Genomic DNA, 18962 nt, shown 5'->3' on the forward strand with positions numbered 1-18962 from the left:
TTGCCCTCGCCCGGCTGGCGGTTCCGACCGACTGTTCAGCGGTGGGGCGTCGTGATCGACTCGAACGCCGCCGCCACCTCGAGCAGCCGGCGCTCACCACCGTGCGGGGCGACCAGCTGGATCCCCACCGGCAGCCCGTCGTCGGTGGTGCCGGCCGGCACGGAGATCGCCGGGCACCCGGTGACGGTGATGAAGTAGGCCGAGCGCATCCAGTCGAGGTAGGTGTCCATGGGGTGGCCGTTGATCTCGGTCGGGAACTCCCGGTCGGCCGGGAACGGGGGCACCTGGGAGACGGGGAGGACGAGGAGGTCGCGGTCGGCGAAGAACAGTCGCATGCGTTCTGCCAGGGCGGTTCGCTGCGCGTAGGCGCGGGCCACGTCGGCGCCGGTGAGCGACTCCCCGGCCCGGATGTTGTCGGCCAGCGAGTCCTTGAAGGAGCCGGGGTTCTCGGCGAGGAGCCGACCGAACTTCGCCTGGAAGTGCCAGGCCCGCAGGGTCCTGAAGGTGTCCTCGGCCAAGCCGAGATCGGGGTGGGCGCGCACCACCTGAGCACCGGCACCGCTGAACGACGACGCGGACTCCTCCACCACCCGCGCCACCTGTGCATCGACCTCGAAGGCGCCCCCGAGGTCGACCGACAGGCCCACGCGGACACCCTCGAGCGAGCCACGCAGGGGTGGTGCGAAGGCCGAGCCGGGGTCCCCGAGGGCCAGCGGGGCCCGCGGGTCGGGACCGGCCTGGACGGACAGCAGCAGGGCCAGGTCACCCACGTTGCGAGCCAGCGGTCCACCCACCGACGTGGACTCCCACTGGTTGGCCGTCGGCCACTCCGGCACCCTCCCCAGGGACGGCCGCAAACCGACCACGCCGCAGAAGGAGGCGGGGTTGCGCAGGGAGCCGCCCATGTCGGACCCGTCGGCGAGCGGGACCATGCCGGCCGCCAGCGCACAGGCGGCGCCCCCGCTCGAGCCACCGGCCGACCTTGTGGGGTCGTGGGGGTTCAGCGTGGTGCCGAAGACCGTGTTAAAGGTGTGCGAGCCCGCCGCGAACTCCGGCACGTTGGTCTTGCCGACCACCACGACACCGGCGCGGCGTACTCGCTCGACGATCAGGTCGTCGGCCTCCGGGACGTGGTCCGCGAACAGCGGTGAGCCGTACGTCGTCCGCCAGCCGGCCACGGCGTGGGTGTCCTTGAACGCGAACGGCAGGCCGTGCAGCGGGCCGACCACTTCCCCCGAGGCCAAGGACCGATCGGCCGCAGCCGCGCCCTCCCGTGCCCGTTCCTCGTCGAGCGACACGACGGCGTTCAGCTCCGGGTTGTGTTCCCCGATGCGATCGAGGTGCAGGTCGAGCAGCTCGCGTGCGGAGATCTCGCGGTCACGCAGGGCCGCGACCATCTCCCGGGCCGTGGAGTCGACGGTGACCACGGCGTCAGCGCCGTCGGCCGAGCAGGGCCCCGGCCACCACGCCGGACAGCACCAGCCCCGCCCCGACCATGACGCCCTTGACGAAGTCGTCGCGACTCCCCGGGGCCTGGGCCGCAGCGGTGAACACCGCCCCACCCCCTGCCGCCACCGAAGCGGGTGCGGGCTCTCCGGCCGATCTTCCCGCGGACTGTTCGGACACCGTCGAGGCATCGACGGGTGGCGCCACCCCCGGGACACCCTGGGCGATCTCCCGCTCGACGTTGGTGAAGAACTCGGTGGCCATCCTCCGGCTGACCGAGGTCAGCATCCGCTGGCCGACGCCGCCGATCATCCCGCCCACGACGGTGTCGGCGTCGTAGTGGAGGGTCGTGGTGCCGTCGCCGTTGTCGTCGAACGAGACCGACACGTCAGCCGCGATCGTGCCGGGTGTCCCGGCTCCCTGCGCGGCCAGCACCAGGGACCGGTGGGGTTCCAGGTCGCGCAGCTCGCAGGTGCCGGCATAGGTGCCGCGCACGGCGGCCACCCCCGCGGTCACGGTCATCGCATAGGCGTTCTCGCCGGTCTCCTCGAGTCGCTCGCAGCCGGGGATGGTCGCCACCAGCACGGACGGGTCGAGCAACGCGTCCCACACCTTCTCGACGGGAGCGACGAGGGTGGCCTCGCCAACGATCTTCATGACGGATCCTTTCGGTGCGCTCGCCTCAGCTCGAAGAGCTGCGAGGGTGAGATCGGCATCGCGGTGATCGCGAGGGTCGAGGGATCGAGTCGTTCGGCGTCCTCGATCGCGGAGGCGAAGACCGCCGCCGAGGGGATCACACCTGCCTCGCCGGCCCCCTTGATGCCGAGCGGGTTCAGGGGCGACGGGGTCTCGAGGTGGTCGATCTCGATCTCGGCCGGGACCTCGGTGATGTAGGGCATCAGGAAGTCCATGAACGAGGCGTTCAGGAGCTGTCCCGACTCGTCGTACTCCATCCGTTCGTAGAGGGCACCGCCCACTCCTTGGGCGACACCACCGTGGATCTGGCCCTCGACGATCATCGGGTTGATCAGGTTGCCGCAGTCGTGGACGACGCAGTAGCGCAGGATGCGGACCTCGGCCGTCTCGGGATCGGTCTCCACCACGACGGCGTGCATGCCGTTGGCGAACGTCGAGCGCTCGGGCGAGTAGAAGTCCTTGCCCTCCAGCCCCGGTTCCTCCCCCACCGCGACGGGCGGCTTGTCCGGGTCGCCGACGGTGAACTGGGTGGCCGCCTGCGAGGCTTCGTCGAAGGCGTAGCGCAGGGGGTTGGACAGCACGGCGACGGTGCCCAGGGAGATCTGCGAGGACGGGGCGCCCCTGACCTGCACGACGCCGTCGGCGATCTCGAGGTCCGCGGCGTCCACCTCCAGGGCCTCGGCCGCGATCCGGAGTGCCTTGGCACGGGCTCGCCGGGCGGCCAGCGCCACGGCAGACCCGCTCATCACTGCAGCACGCGAGGCGAACGTGCCCACGGCGTACGGCATCCGACGGGTGTCGCCGGCGACCACCTCGACGTCGTCGAGGGGGACGCCGAGCTCGTCGGCCACGATCTGGGCGAACGCGGTCTGGTGCCCCTGGCCCTGGCTGGTCAGGCCGATCGCGACCTTCACCCTGCCGCTGGTCTCGATGTGCACGTGGGCGCCCTCGTAGGGTCCGACCCCGGTTCCCTCGACGTAGCAGGCCAGCCCGATGCCGACCTGGCGTCCCTCGGCCCGGGCTGCCGCGCGCACCTTCTCGAAGTCGTCCCACCCGACCAGCTGCTTGAGCTTCGCCAGGCTGGCCGGGTAGTCCCCCGAGTCGTAGGTGAGCGGCCGTCCGTCCTGGAAGACCAGCCCGTGCTCGTAGGGGAACTCGTCGGGCTGGATGAAGTTCGTCGCCCGCACGTCGGCACGGTCCTTGCCGAGGTGGGCCGCGATCGCGTCCATGGTGCGCTCCATCGCGAACACCCCCTGCGGTCGGCCGGCGCCGCGGTAGGGCGTGACGATCACCGTGTTGGTGTAGAGGCTCTCGAAGACCACCTTGTAGCTCTGCGGCTTGTAGGGGCCGAGCAGCTGGGTCGAGGTGATGATCGGCACGATCAGGCCGTACGGCGTGTAGGCGCCGTTGTCGTGCCAGAACTGCACCGAGAGACCGAGCAGCCGACCGTCGTCGTCGAACCCGACCTCGATGTGCTGCTGCTGGGCACGTTCGTGGGCCGCCGAGACGAAGTGCTCGCGCCGGTCCTCGGTGAACTTCACCGGCATCCCCAAGGCCTGGGCCGCCATCGGCACCAGCAGCTCCTCGGGCCACGGGTGCACGATCTTGACGCCGAAACCACCGCCGACGTCGGGCGTGATCACGTCCACCTGCACCAGGTCGAGACCGAGCTTGGCGGCGACTGCTGCGCGGACCCCGGTGGACGTCTGCGTGGAGGTCCACACCTGCAACCGGTGACTGTCGGGATCCCAGCGGGCCACGACTCCACGCCCCTCCAAGGGAGTGCTGGCGCTCCGTTCGACGTCGAGGTCGAGGGCGAGTCGGTGCGGTGCTGCGGCGATCGCGGCCTCGGCATCGCCGTCCTCCTGCTCGAGCCGGGCCGCGACGTTGCCGGGCACGTCGTCGTGCACCAGGCTCGACGCCTCACGAGCGGCCGGCAGACCCACGACGGGCGGCAGGAACTCGTAGTCGACACGAATGCGCGACACCGCGTCCTCGGCGAGGTAGCGGTCGTCGGCGACCACGAACGCGATCGCCTCACCGACGTGGTTCACCTCGTCCTTGGCGAGGGCGTACTGGGTCCGGCCGTGGGTCAGGGCCGGGTGCGGGATCAGCAGGGGCAGCGGGTCGGCCATGGCACCGGTGAGGTCGTCGTAGGTGTAGACCGCGTGCACGCCCTCGAGGTCGAGCACCGCCTCGACGTCGATGTCGACGATGCGGGCGTGGGCGTGCGGACTGCGCAGGACCGCGGCCTCGAGGGCTCCGCCCATCAGGTCGTCGACGTAGCGGCCGCGACCGAGCAGCAGCCGGGCGTCCTCGACGCGCTTGACCTTCTCGCCGAACAGCTTCGTGGTCACGGCGCCTCCTCCTCGGCCGCGATCGAGCCTGGCCGAGACGGTCGCCCGTCCTCGGAGCTCGATCCTTCCGCGATCAGGTCGGCGGCACGGTGGACCGCCTTGGCGATGTTCTGGTAGCCGGTGCACCGGCACAGGTTGCCGGCGACCATCTCTCGGGCCTCGACCTCGCTCGGCCGCGGGTTGTCACGCAGCCCGGCGGTGATCGTGGTGAGGAAGCCGGGGGTGCAGAAGCCGCACTGCAGCCCGTGGCAGTCCCTGAACGCCTGCTGGACCGGGCCGAGCGTGCCGTCCTCCGCGGCCAGGCCCTCCACCGTGGTGAGCTCCTGGCCGGACACGGTCACGGCGAACAACAGGCAGGACCGCACCGGGGCGCCGTCGAGCAGGACGGTGCAGGCACCGCACACCCCGTGCTCGCAACCGACGTGGGTGCCGGTCAGCCCGAGGTCGTGGCGCAGGGCGTCACTGAGCAGTCGGCGCGCCGGCACCGTCACCGCATGGGCTGCGCCGTTGACGTTCAGGAGGATGTCGTGGGTCTCCTCGGGAGCTTCCTGGGTCATCGGTCCTCCTCGTGCCGCGCCACCGCGTCGTCGTACGCCGCGCGCAGGACGCGGCGGGTGAGCACCCTGCCCAGCTGGGCTCGGTAGGCGGCGCTGGCATGGATGTCGGCGGCCGGGTCGAGCCGGGTGAGGGCGAGGTCGGCAGCGGCATCGAGCGCGTCCTCGCTCGGCTCTCCTGCGGAGAACGCCTCGGAGAGGTCGACCGCGATCGGCACGTCGCCCATGGACCAGTACGACGTGCGCGCCGAGGTCACCTGACGTGACTCGTCGATGCCCACGAGCGCTGCGACCCCGCACACCGCATAGTCGCCGTGTCGACGGGCCACCTCGTCGCAGGCGATCCCGAATCCCTTCTGCAGGGCCGGGAAGTGCGCCGAGACGGCCAGCTCGCCGGCGCGGAGCGAGGACTCGAGCGGTCCCACGACGAGGTCGGCGGCAGGGATCTCTCGCTCCCCCTCGCCGGAGAGGACGGTCAGGGCTCCGTCGAGCAGGAGCAGGACGGCCGGCATCTCTGCGGCGGCGTCGGCGTGCACCAACGACCCGACCGTGGTGCCGCGGTTGCGAATCGTGGGATGGGCCACGAGGCGCAGCGCCCGGGCGACCAGTGGCTGTGTCCGGCGTACGCCGGGGTCGGTCTCGACCTGGGCATGGCGGGCCAGCGCGCCGACACGCACGCCGTCCTCGTCGGCCCGCACCGTGGCCAGCTCCGCAAGCCCGTTGATGTCGACCAGCAGGGACGGCGAGGCGAGTCGCATCGAGAGCAGTGGGACCAGGCTCTGTCCACCGGCGAGCACCTTCGCGTGCGGGTCCGAGGCGAGCGCGTCGAGGGCTTCGTCGAGCGTCGTCGGGCGGGAGTAGGCGAAGGGCGCCGGCTTCACGGGGTCTTGGTCACCTCTTCCGGCGCCAGCTCGTCGCGACGCCCCTTCACCAGGTGGAAGTAGACGATGACCATGATCGTGCCGAGGGCGATGCCGCCGAGCTCGAAGTCGTCGGTGACCTGGAGGGTGACGCCCCCGATGCCCGCGATCAGTCCCCCGGCCAGGCCCACCAGGTTGACCGGGTTGCCGAAGTCCACCCGGTTCTCCACCCAGATCTTGGCGCCCACGAGACCGATCATGCCGTAGAGCACAACCGTGATGCCGCCCAGCACGCCGCCGGGGATGGCGTTGACGATCGCGCCGAACTTCGGGCACAGCCCGAGCAGGATCGCCACGATCGCCGCGACGTAGTAGGCCGCGGTCGAATAGATGCGGGTGGCGCTCATGACGCCGATGTTCTCGGCGTACGTCGTGGTGGGCGAGCCGCCGAAGGCACTGGCGAAGGCGGTGGCGATACCGTCCGCCCCGATCGCGCGGCCCATGTAGGGGTCGAGGTCGTCGCCGGTCATCTCCGCGACCGCCTTGACGTGGCCGGTGTTCTCGGCGATCAGCGCGATCACGCCCGGCAGCACCAGGAGGATGAAGGTGAGCGAGAAGCTCGGGCCGTGCACGACGTCCACCCCGTCGGCCAGCACGCCTCCGGGCAGTCCGATCCAGTCGGCGTCGCCGACCGCTCCCCAGGCCCAGATCCGGTCGTGGTTGAAGGCGGCCTCCACGCAGTTCGGGTTCCCGCCCGGCGGGCACGGCACCATCGTCGACTCCCCGTCGACGATGTCGTGCAGGACCAGGTTCTGGCCCGGCAGGATGCTGTTGATCGTGCCGAAGGAGAGGTCGGCGAGCCACGACACCAGGTAGCCGAAGACCAGCGCGAGGAAGACCGCGATGCGGGACCAGAAGCCCGGCAGCAGGACAGCGAAGAGGACCAGTGCGGTCGCGGTGATGATCGCGATCCACTGGTCCTGCGGCCAGTAGACGCCGGCCACGACGGGTGCCAGGTTGAAGCCGATCAGCATGACCACGGCGCCGGTGACGGCCGGAGGCAGGATCGCGTGGATCAGCCGCGAGCCGGCGAAGTGCACCAGCGCGCCGACCGCGGCGAGGACGAGACCGGCGACGAGGATCGCCCCGGTGACGTCGGCGGAGTCGCCACCCTGCGTGCGGATCGCGGCGACCGCGGCCACGAAGGAGGCGCTGGTGCCCAGATAGCTGGGCACCCGGTTGGAGACCATCAGCAGGAACATGATGGTGCAGATGCCCGAGAACATGATGGCGAGGTTGGCGTCCAGGCCCATCACCAGTGGGAAGACGAAGGTCGCGCCGAACATCGCCACCACGTGCTGGGCACCGAGCCCGATCGTGCGCGGCCAGCTCAGTCTCTCCATCGGCCCGACGGCCTCGCCGGGCGGTGGGGTCTTGCCGCCGTGGACGACCTTCCACGTGAACATGGACATGCGAACCCTCCTCGGTCGGTGGCCCACTGCCACTTCTGCCCGACGCTAGTGATCCACGTCACTCCCGGACACTGGCGAGTTCTGCCGAACGGACCAGCACGGTGCTGGCAGAGGTTGGGCGAAGCGTGGTCAACCGGTCACCTCGAGGACCTGGAGGGCCACGGCGACGTTGAGCCGCAGGTGCGGATTGCTCGTGAACGGACCGAGGATCCGCTCCAGCTTGCCGACCCGGTAGCGCATCGTGTTGTAGTGGAAGAACTGCAGACGAGCGGCCTCGGCCACGTTGACGTTGGTGTCGAGGAGGTGCTGCAGCGTGGCGCGCAGGTCGGCTGCCTCCTCGGTGTCCGAGGCCAGCTCGCCCAGCACGTCGTGGGCGAAGGCCCGGAGCTCCTCCTCGTCGGTCACCAGCGCGATCAGCCGGTGAAGGCCGAGGTCGTCGAACCAGGTCGTGCTGCGTCCACCGTTCATCCGTCGCCCGACGCGAACCGCCCGACCGGCCTGGTTGTAGGCCGCGGGCAGGTCTGCGAGGTCCGTGACCACGCGACTGATCCCGACCGAGAAGGGCCGTCGCCCACCACCACGATCCCCGGCCACCGCTGAGACCGTCTCCGACACCGCGGCCCTGAGCGCGGGGACGTCGGGCTCGCCGTCGGCGTCGAGCGGAGCGGGGAGCAGCGTCACCACCTCCGAGGAGAAGTCAGCCGATGGGATGCCCGGGTCGCGGCCCCGGCAGACCTGGCTCCACGCCGCGGAGAAGCGTTCCTGCCAGGCTCGACTGACCCGGCTGGACACCGGGGTCTCGTCAGGGTCGATCTCGGCGGCGAGCACCACCATCGGCCTGGCCAGCACCCATCCGAAGGTCTCGGCGTGCTCGAGCACGAACTCGACGGGACCTGCCCGGCCCAGGAAGATGTCGCGCAGGAAGTCACCGCGGTACTTGTTCTCCACGGCCTGGACGGCCTGCTCACGCGTGATCAGCAGGGCGGCGACCGTCGCGGCTCGCTCCAGGGCCTGCAGGTCGGCCGCGTCCAGCACCCCGGCAGGTCTGATCGACACCAGCCGGGCGAGGTCGGTGCCCCCCGCCGCGATCGCGGTCGAGCGGACCTCGCCGTCGGCCAGCGCCAACGAGCCCTTGGCCCGCTCGACCCGGATCCGTCCCGTGGGATCGACCAGGTCGGCCTCGTCGAGGAGGGTCCGGTGCCACGCGGTCGCGGCCGCTGCCCGCTCGCGACCGTCGGTCGACGTGACCAGGATCCCGACGTCGAGGGCCTCGGCCACTCGGGCCGCGATCTGGTCCAGGTCGCCGCCGTCGAGCACCAGCTGGGTCAGGCCCTGGTGCAGGGCATCGATGCGGGCGGTTATCAACTTCTGCACCTCCCTCCCCGAAGTGTTGGCAATGCTTACCATTCGTCGGACGGTATCCCAGCCGCTAGCGTCCGAGAGGTGGATTCCGTGATGCTGGCCCCGGCTGCCGACCGGGTGGCCGTGCAGGTGGCCGACCAGGTGGCCGACCAGGTGGCCGTGCAGGAGCGGCTCGGGGGCGCGGCGACCGTTCGGGTCCGCGACGCGCTCGCCGGGCCTCGGCGGAGCGCACGGGTGGTGCACTCCGGCCGCGACGCCCTCTACGTCGAGCTGCCCGCTGTCGCGGGCAGGGGGCCGGGTCTGGTCGGGGTGCTCTCCCGCCACGCCACCCACGTCCCGTGCGGCATTCGCACCCTGCTGGACCGTGTCGACGAGGTCGATCAGGGGGCCCTGCTGTCGATCAGCGACGGGGTGCTCCGACTCCCCCGCCACGACCTGGCGGTGGCCCGCATCGTCGACGCGTCCGTCCCGCGGTCCTCGGCGATCGGTGCCGCCCTCGTCGAGCAGCTCCGTGACCGCTTGGAGGGTGCCCGAAGGCTCGTGGGCGCGGAGCTGCCCGACCGCGCCCTCGACGCGTTGCGCACGGGCGACCCGTCTGCCGTCAGGTCGCTGCTCGGTCGCGGCAGCGGGCTCACCCCGCTCGGCGACGACGTGCTCGCGGGGTGGCTGGCGGTCGGACGGACCGCGCGCGTCGCTGGCTGGACCGCGGTGGCAGAACAGGTCAGACGCCTGGCGCAGCGACGTACCACGCTGCTGTCAGGGACGCTCCTGGCCGATGCGACGCGCGGCGAGGTGATCCCGGAGCTCCGCCGCCTGTTGCTCGACGGCCCACCGGCCCTGGAGCCACTCCTGCGCGTGGGCCACACGTCCGGCTGCGGGCTGGCCGTCGGCGCATTCCTGGCCCTGGCCGAACCGGAGGGGAGCCTGCGATGACCACAGATGTCGTCTCCCACGTCGAGCTGCGTCCGGGGGCGTACGCCGATTCGGTGGCGCTGCTGCGGGTGAGCCGGGACGTGGCCGCGGTGGCCGGGGTCGCTGCTGCGCAGGTGGCCATGGCGACCGAGCTCAACCTCGACGTGCTCCGCGGGATGGGGTTCACCCCTCCAGCCGGTGCCACCGCCAACGACATGGTCGTGGCACTGCACCTGGACGGTGCCGATGCCCTCGAACCCGCGCTGCTCGCCGTGGAGCGCGCCCTGTCGGCGACGAGGCGCGCGGGCACCGGCAGTCCGGGCGGCGCCGGCACGGTCGAGGTCGAGCCGCCCCGCACGACGGGGTCCGCGTTCCGCCGCGAGGGCGGCGGGCCGACCGGTGCGCTGGCACTCGTGTCCGTGCCCGGGGCCAGCGCCTTCGTGGAGGCGATGGATGCGCTCGACGCCGGCCGCGACGTGATGGTCTTCAGCGACAACGTCCCGCTCGAGCAGGAGCTCGTCCTCAAGCGCACCGCCGCTGAGCGCGGGCTCCTGGTGATGGGACCCGACTGCGGCACCGCAGTCGTCGGTGGCCTCGGTCTCGGGTTCGCCAGTGCGACCGGGCCGGGGCCGGTCGGGATCGTCGCTGCATCCGGCACCGGGTGCCAACAGCTGATGGCGCTCCTCGACCATGCAGGCGTGGGGGTGGGGTCGGCCCTCGGCGTCGGCGGACGTGACCTGTCCGCCGACGTCGGAGGGCTCTCAACGCGGGAGTCCCTGCGCAGGCTCGACGCCGACACCGAGGTCGAGCTGGTCGTCGTCGTCTCCAAGCCGCCCTCGGCCGAGGTCGCGGCATCCCTCCGTGAGTACGCCGCCACGCTCGGGACGCCCGTCGAGCTCGCCCTGCTCGGCGAGGGCGAGCCCGACCTGACCGCTGCTGCGGAAGCGGTGCTGGAGCGGCTCGGCCGGCCGGTTCCCGAATGGCCGCAGTGGGGCGCGGCGTCACCACGCGTCAGGAGCAGCCGGCCGGGCGAGGGATCCCTGCTGCGCGGCCTCTTCGTCGGCGGCACCCTGTGTGACGAGGCGATGCTGCTCGCCACCGCAGCCCTGGGCCCGATCCGGAGCAACATCCCGCTCAGCCCCGACCTCGCCCTCGGCCCCGACCTCACGGCGGACGCCCACCTGATGGTCGACTTCGGTGACGACACCCTCACCGCCGGCCGGGCACACCCGATGATCGACCCGACCCTGAGGCTCGAGCACCTCGGCCGGCAGGCTGGCGACCCACGCACCGGCGTACTGCTCCTCGACGTGGTGCTCGGGCACGGCGCCGAGGCCGATCCTGCCGCGGGACTGGCCCCGGCGATCGAGCAGGCCCGTTGCCCGGTGGTGGTCGCCCTGGTCGGGACCTCCGCGGACCCCCAGGGGCTGGACCGGCAGGCGACGGTGCTCTCCGCGGCAGGCGCCGAGGTCCACCTGTCCAACGCAGCCGCGTGCCGGCGCGCCCTCGAGCTGATCGGAGACGCCCGATGACCACACCCACGCGGGTCGTCAGCACCGGTGCCGCCCTGTTCGCGGAGACCGTCGCCGCCCAGGCCGTCCCCGTCACTCGTGTCGACTGGCGGCCCCCGATGCCCGGCACCGAGGCCGACCTCGCCATCGTGGCGGGCGACCCCTTGCGCAGGTCCGCGAACAACAGCGCGCTGGCTGCGATGCTCGGTGTGCAGGCCCTCCTCGTCGACGTCGCACCGGCATCGGAGGTGCTCGGCCTGCAACGGGGCGAGTTCCTGCACGCGGGGCCGCCGATCGAGTGGGCGAACGCATCGGGCCCCCTGCGGGGTGGTCTGATGGCGGGCGCGGCGCTGGAGGGGCTGGTCGACGACCCGGAGGACGCCGTGGCCCTCTTCGAGTCCGGAGACGGGGTCACTCTCGAGCCCTGCCACCACCGCGGCACCGTGGGCCCGATGGCCGGCGTCGTCACCCCGTCCATGTGGATGTTCGTCCTCGAGGACCCGGCGACCGGGAGGAGGACCCACTGCTCGCTCAACGAGGGCCTCGGCAAGGTGCTCCGCTACGGCGCCTACTCCCCCGAGGTGCTCGACCGGTTGCGCTGGATGTCGGCCGTGCTCGGACCGGTCCTCCGGGCGGCCGTGCGCAGCAGTGACGCGGTGGACGCGACGGGGATCCTCACCCAGATGCTGCAGATGGGCGACGAGGCGCACAACCGCAACCGCGCCGGCACCCTGATGCTGCTGCGCGACCTGTCCCCCGCGATGGTCGGCTCCGGGTTCCCGTCCGCGGACGTGGCCGCGGCCCTGCGCTTCATCGGAGGCAACGACCACTTCTTCCTCAACGTGGCTATGCCGGTCTGCAAGCTGGCGCTCGACGCGGCCCGCGGCATCGAGGGCTCCACGATGGTCGTCGCGATGGCCCGCAACGGCACGGAGTTCGGCATCCAGACCTCGGGCACCGGCGACCAGTGGTTCACCGGCCCGGCCCAGGTCGCGGACGGTCTGTTCCTCGGCGACTACGGGCCCGAGGACGCCAACCCGGACATCGGTGACTCCGCGATCACCGAGACCGCCGGCATCGGCGGGTTCGCGATGGCGACCGCACCAGCCATCGTGCGACTGGTCGGGGGCAACGTGCCCGATGCGCTCGCCACCACCCGCCGCATGCACGAGATCACCCTCGGCGAGAACCCGCGCTGGTCGGTCCCGGTGCTCGAGTTCCAGGGCGTGCCCACGGGCATCGACGTCAGCCTCGTCTGCCGCACCGGCATCCTGCCCCAGATCAACACCGGCATGGCCGGCAGGAAGGCGGGGGTCGGGCAGGTCGGAGCGGGTCTGGTGACGCCGCCCGCCGAGATCTTCCCGCAGGCACTCGCGGAGCTGGCCAGCAGGACCCGCAGCCGAAGCGCCTGACGGGTCAGGGCTGCCAGAACGCAGACTTCAGGTCCACGTTCCCGGAGGGTCGCATCGGCGTGTTCTCCTCCAGGTAGGACTGCCGCGCCTCGCCCTGGTGGCTGGGCGGGAGCGATCCGTCGGCCCGCACCACCCGCCACCACGGCACCGGGCCGCCGTGCAGGCCCATCACGTTGCCGACAAGGCGGGGTCCACCCATGCCGAGCTGCTCGCCCACCACGTCGGCGATCGCGCCGTACGTCGTCACCCGGCCGCGCGGGATCCGCTCGACGCACCGCAGGACCGCTTCGACATACTCCTCGTGCACGGTCCCAGCGTAGGTCAGAGCACCGGCCGGAACGGCTCGGTGCCCCGGACCGGGCGCACCCCGCGATGCCTGCGTGGTGCTGGGCGCGGCCCTGCGCCTCCACGAACCCCGAACCCGGGTCGCCGGGAGCGCCCGGGGTCACCGTGCAGACGTCGTGGCTCCAACCACCCCACTGCGTGCCCCCGGGTGGTCGCCGCCATCCAGGGCGGCGAGGGGAACGGTGTGGCGTCGATGCACACCTCGGCAACGCAGTCGGTCCCGTCCGGCATCGCGCCGAACGGGACCGAGCTGTGCTTCAGGCGTGACTCAGAGTGCCGGCGAGAACGGCTCGGTGCCGGGCACCAGGCGCAGGCCGGAGATGCCGGAGTGGGCCTGGGCGTAGGCCAGCTCGTGGGCCAGGTCTCCGATGTTGTTCGACAGCGGGAGCGGGGCCAGGCCCAGCGTCGACAAGGTGCCGACGGCGTTGCCGTTGGCATCGAGGAACGCGCTGCCCGAGTCACCGGGAACACCCGGCGTCAGGGTGTAGAGCGGGTGGGTCCAGCCGCCGTCTGCCGCGTTGTCGCCGAGGCTGATGCCGGTCTTCGGCGAGAGCTGCGTGAGGCCGCCGCGCAGGCTGGAGTTGCCGTAGGAGTACACCTTGTCGCCGGCCTGGGTCCCGGTCGTGTTGATGGCGACCGGACCGCCCCAGAACGGCACGGACGGGTTCACCTTCGCGACGTCGGCAGACGACACCTTGACCAGCGCAAGGTCGTTGTAGGCGCAGGTGTTGGCGTCGGTCTCGCCGCGGGCCTGCATGGTGTTCCAGCTGCTGTAGGCGATGCTGCCCGTGCCGACCTGGGTGCCTTCGGAGATCAGGCTGCCGCCCTCGTTGAAGGTCACCTCGGTGCCCAGGGGCAGGGTCCCGGCGTCGCAGCCGTTGGTGTCGGTGGCCTCGCCGGTGCCGGAGCAGTGCGCGGCCTGGCCGACGTACACGTTGCCGGCATCGTCGGTGAAGACGAAGTTGGCGGTGCACTGGCCGCCCGAGGTGTAGGTCTGGACACCGGGGTGGATCGCGGCGGTCTCCGCCGGCGCCAGGTCTCGGCGTCAGCGGTGGCGGCCTGGGCCGGCAGCGCGCCGACGCCCAGGGCGAGACTGCCGATCGTGGCGACGGTGCCGAGCAGCAGGCGGGACGGGCGGGAATTCGGGATCAAACGCATGGGGTGCGTCCTCCAGTCGAGTGGGTGCGGTGACCGACTCAACGACGAATGACCCGAAAGGGTCACGCCCCATGGCCCGGACGGGCCATGGGGCGTGCGGTGCAGACCTGGCTGCGGTCGGTCAGTACGACGGCTGGCTGGGGTCGATCTGGTTGACCCACGCCACCACGCCACCACCGACGTGGACCGCGTTCTCGTAACCGGCGCCCTTGACGATCGCGAGGCACTCGGCCGAGCGGACACCCGACTTGCAGTGCAGCACGATCTTCTTCTCGGCGGGCAGCTGCTCGAGCGCGTTGCCGTTGAGGAACTCACCCTTGGGGATCAGCACGGCGCCGGGGATGTTGTTGATCTCGGCCTCGTTGGGCTCGCGCACGTCGACCAGGAAGAAGTCGTCGCCGCCGTTCTCCTTCTCCTTGATCATGTGCTCGAGCTGGGTCACCGAGATCGTGGAGCCCACCGCTGCCTCGGCGGCCTCGTCCGAGACCGCACCACAGAACGCGTCGTAGTCGATGAGCTCGGTGACCGTGGCGTTCTCGCCGCACAGGGCGCAGTTGGGGTCCTTGCGCACCTTGAGCTTGCGGTACTCCATCTCGAGTGCGTCGTAGATCATCAGCTTGCCGACCAACGGGTCGCCGATGCCGGTGAGGAGCTTGATGCCCTCGTTGACCTGGATGGAGCCGATCGCGGCACAGAGCACACCGAGCACGCCGCCCTCGGCGCACGAGGGCACCATCCCCGGCGGCGGGGGCTCCGGGTAGAGGCAGCGGTAGCAGGGCGCGTCGGCGGACTCGCCGTTCTCGAGCGTCGCGTTGGGCCAGAAGACCGAGGCCTGGCCGTCGAAGCGGTAGATCGAGCCCCAGACGTAGGGGATCTTCAAGAAGTACGCCGCGTCGTTGACCATGTAGCGCGTGGCGAAGTTGTCGGTGCCGTCGAGGATCAGGTCGTAGCCCTCGAACACGCCCATCACGTTGTCGTTGTCGAGGCGGCCCTCGTGGATCACCACGTTGACGTGCGGGTTGATCTCCTTGATGGAGTCGCGCGCGGACTCGGACTTGGGGCGGCCGATGTCGGACTGGCCGTGGATCACCTGGCGCTGCAGGTTGGACTCGTCGACCTCGTCGAACTCGGCGATGCCGATCGTGCCGACGCCCGCCGCGGCGAGGTAGAGCATGGCGGGCGAGCCGAGGCCGCCGGCCCCGATCACGAGGACCTTGGCATTCTTCAACCGCTTCTGACCGGTCATCCCGACGTCGGGGATGATCAGGTGCCGGCTGTAGCGGCGTACCTCGTCGATGGTCAGCTCGGCGGCTGGTTCCACGAGCGCGGGATAGGACACGGAAGTTCTCCTCAGCGGCAGCTTGGTCTGGTCACGGTGGAACACCGTCACCGGACCCATTGTTCCCGCGCCGTCCCAGCACCTGGGCTCGACGTCCCGTCATGCGGACGGTCACGAATCGACAAATGTTTGCCCGGGGGCTTGCCTGAACCGCAAATACAGGTCAAAAGTCATCTTCGGACCGTTGGTCCCGCTCCTCTCCCCCGCTGGTGACAGGAACGGACACTCCCCCCGGAAGGCAGAAATGTGAAGAAGTTGCCACCCGGCCTCCTCGCCGGAACCGCCGCGCTGGCACTGAGCGTCTCCATGCTCCCCGCTGGCAACGCCGCACCGAACCCCAGCCCACAGGCATCGGACTCGAGCGCGAAGACGAAGCACGACAACCGTCACGGGCCCAAGACGCGCCAGCAGAACAAGATGCGGGCCAAGGCCCTCACCATGCTCGACAACGGCACCGCCCGCCTCCAGCCCCAACCCGGTGGTGGATCCACGGTCAAGCTCGCCGACGGAAGCTACGTCGAGTTCCCGATCGAGAAGGAGGACAAGATCTTCACTGTCCTCGCCGAGTTCGGCACGGAGGGCTCCGGCCGCTTCGGCAGGACGCCCGGGCCGCTGCACAACGAGATTCCCGAGCCCGACCGGACCCAGGACAACTCCACGATCTGGACCAACGACTTCAACCAGGCCCACTACGAGGAGATGTTCAACGGCGACGGTGAGTCGTTCAAGAACTACTACTCCCAGCTCTCCAGCGGCCGCTACACCGCGATCAACACGGTCACCGACTGGGTCACCGTCCCCGGCAACGCGTCGTCGTACGGCGACAACGCCGTCGAGGACGACGGCGGCTCGTGGGCCTTCATCCAGGACAGCCTCGACGCCTGGTACGCCGACCAGGTCGCCTCCGGGAAGACCGCCGCCGAGATCGACACCTACCTGTCCCAGTTCGATGTCTGGGACCGTTACGACTTCGACGGCGACGGCGACTTCAACGAGGCCGACGGCTACCTCGACCACTTCCAGGCGGTGCACGCCGGTGAGGGCGAGGAGGCCGGCGCCGACCCTGACGCGATCTGGTCGCACCGCTGGTTCGTCAACGCCACGGACTACGGCACCACCGGCCCCTCCGTGGACGGGACGCCCAACCTCTACGGCGGCGCGCAGGTCGGTGACTCGAAGTACTTCGTCGGTGACTACACCGTCGAGCCCGAGAACGGCGGCCTCGGTGTGTTCGCGCACGAGTTCGGCCACGACCTCGGCCTGCCGGACTACTACGACACCGCCGGCGGCGAGAACAGCACCGCGTTCTGGACCCTGATGTCCTCGGGCTCCTGGCTCGGCCACGGTGGAGACGCTGACGGCATCGGCGGAACGCCCGGCCTGATGGGCCCGGAGGAGAAGCGCTTCCTCGGCTGGCTCGACTACTCCGAGGTGAGCTCCGGCGAGTCCGGCACCTTCGACCTGGGCCCGTCGCAGCACACCTACGACGGAGCCGACCAGGCGGTCAAGGTGAACCTTCCGAACGCGACCGTCACCAACGAGTACACGACCCCGCCCGAGGGCACGCACGCGTGGTACTCCGGCAGCGCCGACCAGCTCAACAACACGCTCACCCGCACGGTCCCCGGCGCTTCGCGCGTCACCGTGAACACGAAGGCCTGGCACCAGATCGAGGCCGGCTACGACTTCCTCTACGCCGAGTACTCCCTCGACGAGGGGGCCACCTGGAACCAGATCGGGAAGCCGATCTCCGGCAACTCCCGCGACTGGACCAAGCTCAGCTTCGCCTACCGGCCCGCCGGCCAGGAGTCGCTGTTCCGGTTCCGCTACCAGACCGACGGCGGCGTGAGCGAGGCCGGCGCGTTCCTCGACGACATCGTGATCAAGGCCGGCAAGGCCTACACGTTCACCGATGGCGCCGAGGCCGGCGACAACGGCTGGACCGCCAAGGGCTGGTCCACCTCCACGGGCACCGAGTCGCAGGACTCGACGCGCTACTACCTGCTGGAGAACCGTGCCTACGTCGGCTACGACTCGACCCTCCAGGTCGGGCCCTACCAGTTCTCCGAGGGCCTGACCCGTCCCAACTGGGTCGAGCACTTCCCGTTCCAGGACGGCATGCTGGTCTGGTACGTCGACAACCGCTACAAGGACAACAACGTCGCCACCCACCCGGGTGCCGGCTACGCCATGGTGGTCGACGCCCGACCGGCACCGATGACGTTCGGTGACGGGACCAGTCCCACGAACCGCCGTCAGCCGTTCGACGCGACGTTCGGGCTCGAGGCCACCGACGACGTGTGCCTGCACAAGCAGGACGCGGAGGGCACGACGTACGAAGCGTGTGCGCCGTCGTCGCCCGGCATCCCGACCTTCGACGACAGCGATCCGGAGGCCTACTGGAGCGCTGACAACCCCCAGGGCTCCGTCAAGGTGGCCGGTGTCGGCGTGACCGCCACGGTCACGGCTCGCGACGGTGATTTCCTGTCCGTCCAGGTCGACAACCCGTGACCTGAGCTCGACCGACGAATCCACGGACCCCGTCGCGCCCGTTCACCCGGGTGCGACGGGGTCCGCCCGTTTGGACAGGTAGGCTGCCAAGCCGGATCAGGAACACGATGGGAGCGGCGCGTTGAGCGGTGGGCAGGACGGACTGGGCGGACTCCGCCCCCGTGGAGGGCGCATGCCTCGCAAGGCGCGCCGCGCGCAGCTCCTCGAGGCCGCCCTCGAGGTCTTCGTGGCGCAGGGCTACCACTCCGCGGCGATGGACGACATCGCCGAACGTGCGGGTGTGTCGAAGCCCGTGCTCTACCAGCACTTCCCCGGCAAGCTGGAGCTCTACCTCGCCCTCCTCGACGAGGCGTGCGACACGATCATCTCCAACGCCCGCGCCGCCCTCGGGTCCACCGACGACAACAAGCTGCGGGTCGCTGCGACGATCACCGTGTTCTACGACTACGTGGCTGCCGAGACGGGCGCCTTCCGACTCGTCTTCGAGTCCGACCTCAACAACGAGCCCGCCGTCCGGGGCCATGTCGAGCGGGTCACCCAGGAATGTGCGGCCATGATCGCCGACGTCATCCAGGACGACACCGGGCTTCCCGCGGAGGCCTCCCACCTGCTCGCGGTGTCCTTGGTCGGCATGGCGCAGGTGAGCGCCCGCTACTGGCTCAACGACTCCTCCAGCATCACCCGCAGCGACGCCGCGAACCTGATCGCCGGCCTTGCCTGGCGGGGCATCCGCGGCTACCCGCTCACGGACTGAGCCCACCTTCTTCGCACCACCGAACAGAGAGGACGGCCCCCACATGGAGGTCAAGATCGGAATCCAGCAGGCCCCCCGCGAGCTCATCGTCGACGTGGACCTCGACGCTGACGCCGTCGAGAAGGCGATCAGTGAGGCACTGGCCTCCGAGGGGTTGGTCTCCCTCACCGACACCAAGGGTCGCCGGGTCCTGGTTCCCTCGCAGCGGATCGCGTTCGTCGAGGTCGGCACCGGTGCCGCGGGCCAGGTCGGCTTCCGCTCCTGATGCCCTGA

At 70.7% G+C, this 18962-nt stretch carries 16 protein-coding genes; 6 read left to right on the top strand and 10 right to left on the bottom strand.

All coding sequences use genetic code 11. The annotated features are described in order from the left end of the window. Nucleotides 1–35: 35 nt before the first annotated feature. The 7 genes from ncot_RS14225 to ncot_RS14255 form a co-directional block, all read right to left on the bottom strand. Nucleotides 36–1427 (bottom strand): amidase, encoded by a 1392-nt coding sequence (locus ncot_RS14225; RefSeq protein WP_240937913.1) that lies wholly within the window; start codon nucleotides 1425–1427, stop codon nucleotides 36–38. A 4-nt stretch (nucleotides 1428–1431) separates the two neighbouring features. Continuing rightward, nucleotides 1432–2103, bottom strand: coding sequence for a carbon monoxide dehydrogenase subunit G (locus ncot_RS14230; RefSeq protein WP_168618201.1), 672 nt, complete (start codon nucleotides 2101–2103; stop codon nucleotides 1432–1434). Next, nucleotides 2100–4499, bottom strand: a complete 2400-nt coding sequence (gene cutA / locus ncot_RS14235; protein ID WP_168618202.1) for an aerobic carbon-monoxide dehydrogenase large subunit — start codon at nucleotides 4497–4499, stop codon at nucleotides 2100–2102. Before cutA ends, ncot_RS14230 begins: the two co-directional genes overlap by 4 nt. Further along, a complete protein-coding gene (locus ncot_RS14240; RefSeq protein WP_168618203.1) occupies nucleotides 4496–5056 on the bottom strand; it encodes a (2Fe-2S)-binding protein in 561 nt (186 codons plus the stop codon). Before ncot_RS14240 ends, cutA begins: the two co-directional genes overlap by 4 nt. After that, nucleotides 5053–5934, bottom strand: a complete 882-nt coding sequence (locus ncot_RS14245; RefSeq protein WP_168618204.1) for an FAD binding domain-containing protein — start codon at nucleotides 5932–5934, stop codon at nucleotides 5053–5055. The genes ncot_RS14240 and ncot_RS14245 overlap by 4 nt, the downstream gene beginning before the upstream one ends. Continuing rightward, the gene (locus ncot_RS14250; protein ID WP_240937914.1) at nucleotides 5931–7385 is read right to left on the bottom strand and encodes a solute carrier family 23 protein; all 1455 of its coding nucleotides are present in this window, start codon (nucleotides 7383–7385) and stop codon (nucleotides 5931–5933) included. The genes ncot_RS14245 and ncot_RS14250 overlap by 4 nt, the downstream gene beginning before the upstream one ends. A gap of 129 nt (nucleotides 7386–7514) precedes the next feature. Next, nucleotides 7515–8759: a helix-turn-helix domain-containing protein gene (locus ncot_RS14255; RefSeq protein ID WP_206064979.1), complete on the bottom strand. Its 1245-nt coding sequence runs from the start codon at nucleotides 8757–8759 to the stop codon at nucleotides 7515–7517. 69 nt (nucleotides 8760–8828) lie between these two features. On the opposite strand from ncot_RS14255, the gene ncot_RS14260 reads away from it, so the two are divergent. Genes ncot_RS14260 through ncot_RS14270 form a run of 3 tightly spaced genes read left to right on the top strand, consistent with a single transcriptional unit; the run spans nucleotide 8829 to nucleotide 12582 of the window. Continuing rightward, nucleotides 8829–9680 carry a DUF2877 domain-containing protein gene (locus ncot_RS14260; protein ID WP_206064980.1) on the top strand — a complete coding sequence of 284 codons (852 nt, stop codon included), beginning with the start codon at nucleotides 8829–8831 and terminating at the stop codon, nucleotides 9678–9680. Continuing rightward, nucleotides 9677–11191 carry an FdrA family protein gene (locus ncot_RS14265; RefSeq protein ID WP_168618206.1) on the top strand — a complete coding sequence of 505 codons (1515 nt, stop codon included), beginning with the start codon at nucleotides 9677–9679 and terminating at the stop codon, nucleotides 11189–11191. Before ncot_RS14260 ends, ncot_RS14265 begins: the two co-directional genes overlap by 4 nt. After that, on the top strand, nucleotides 11188–12582 hold the full coding sequence (locus ncot_RS14270; protein WP_168618207.1) for a DUF1116 domain-containing protein: 1395 nt from the start codon (nucleotides 11188–11190) through the stop codon (nucleotides 12580–12582). The genes ncot_RS14265 and ncot_RS14270 overlap by 4 nt, the downstream gene beginning before the upstream one ends. Nucleotides 12583–12586: 4 nt before the next feature. Here the strand turns inward: ncot_RS14270 and ncot_RS14275 are convergent, their stop codons facing one another. The 3 genes from ncot_RS14275 to moeZ form a co-directional block, all read right to left on the bottom strand. Then, complete coding sequence (locus ncot_RS14275) at nucleotides 12587–12889, bottom strand: MGMT family protein (RefSeq protein WP_168618208.1); 303 nt, start codon at nucleotides 12887–12889, stop codon at nucleotides 12587–12589. A gap of 306 nt (nucleotides 12890–13195) precedes the next feature. Next, on the bottom strand, nucleotides 13196–13861 hold the full coding sequence (locus tag ncot_RS14280; RefSeq protein WP_206064981.1) for a hypothetical protein: 666 nt from the start codon (nucleotides 13859–13861) through the stop codon (nucleotides 13196–13198). A 345-nt stretch (nucleotides 13862–14206) separates the two neighbouring features. After that, complete coding sequence (gene moeZ, locus ncot_RS14285; RefSeq protein WP_168619364.1) at nucleotides 14207–15424, bottom strand: adenylyltransferase/sulfurtransferase MoeZ; 1218 nt, start codon at nucleotides 15422–15424, stop codon at nucleotides 14207–14209. Between the two features lie 246 nt (nucleotides 15425–15670). Here moeZ and ncot_RS14290 point away from each other — a divergent pair, with 246 nt between their 5' ends. The 3 genes from ncot_RS14290 (at nucleotide 15671) to ncot_RS14300 (ending at nucleotide 18954) form a co-directional block, all read left to right on the top strand. After that, entirely contained in the window at nucleotides 15671–17935 is a 2265-nt protein-coding gene (locus ncot_RS14290) for an immune inhibitor A domain-containing protein (protein WP_206064982.1), read from the top strand. A gap of 172 nt (nucleotides 17936–18107) precedes the next feature. Continuing rightward, nucleotides 18108–18689: a TetR/AcrR family transcriptional regulator gene (locus tag ncot_RS14295; protein WP_168618209.1), complete on the top strand. Its 582-nt coding sequence runs from the start codon at nucleotides 18108–18110 to the stop codon at nucleotides 18687–18689. 43 nt (nucleotides 18690–18732) lie between these two features. Next, complete coding sequence (locus ncot_RS14300) at nucleotides 18733–18954, top strand: DUF3107 domain-containing protein (protein ID WP_168618210.1); 222 nt, start codon at nucleotides 18733–18735, stop codon at nucleotides 18952–18954. The last annotated feature ends 8 nt before the right edge of the window (nucleotides 18955–18962 follow it).

This window comes from Nocardioides sp. JQ2195, from assembly GCF_012272695.1.
Classification (GTDB): domain Bacteria; phylum Actinomycetota; class Actinomycetes; order Propionibacteriales; family Nocardioidaceae; genus Nocardioides.

Coding starts and splice junctions, on each gene's coding strand:
- ncot_RS14230 (WP_168618201.1), bottom strand. CDS start 2,103: ATGAAGATCGTTGGCGAGGCCACCCTCGTCGCTCCCGTCGAGAAGGTG.
- ncot_RS14240 (WP_168618203.1), bottom strand. CDS start 5,056: ATGACCCAGGAAGCTCCCGAGGAGACCCACGACATCCTCCTGAACGTC.
- ncot_RS14250 (WP_240937914.1), bottom strand. CDS start 7,385: ATGTCCATGTTCACGTGGAAGGTCGTCCACGGCGGCAAGACCCCACCG.
- ncot_RS14265 (WP_168618206.1), top strand. CDS start 9,677: ATGACCACAGATGTCGTCTCCCACGTCGAGCTGCGTCCGGGGGCGTAC.
- ncot_RS14270 (WP_168618207.1), top strand. CDS start 11,188: ATGACCACACCCACGCGGGTCGTCAGCACCGGTGCCGCCCTGTTCGCG.
- ncot_RS14295 (WP_168618209.1), top strand. CDS start 18,108: ATGCCTCGCAAGGCGCGCCGCGCGCAGCTCCTCGAGGCCGCCCTCGAG.
- ncot_RS14300 (WP_168618210.1), top strand. CDS start 18,733: ATGGAGGTCAAGATCGGAATCCAGCAGGCCCCCCGCGAGCTCATCGTC.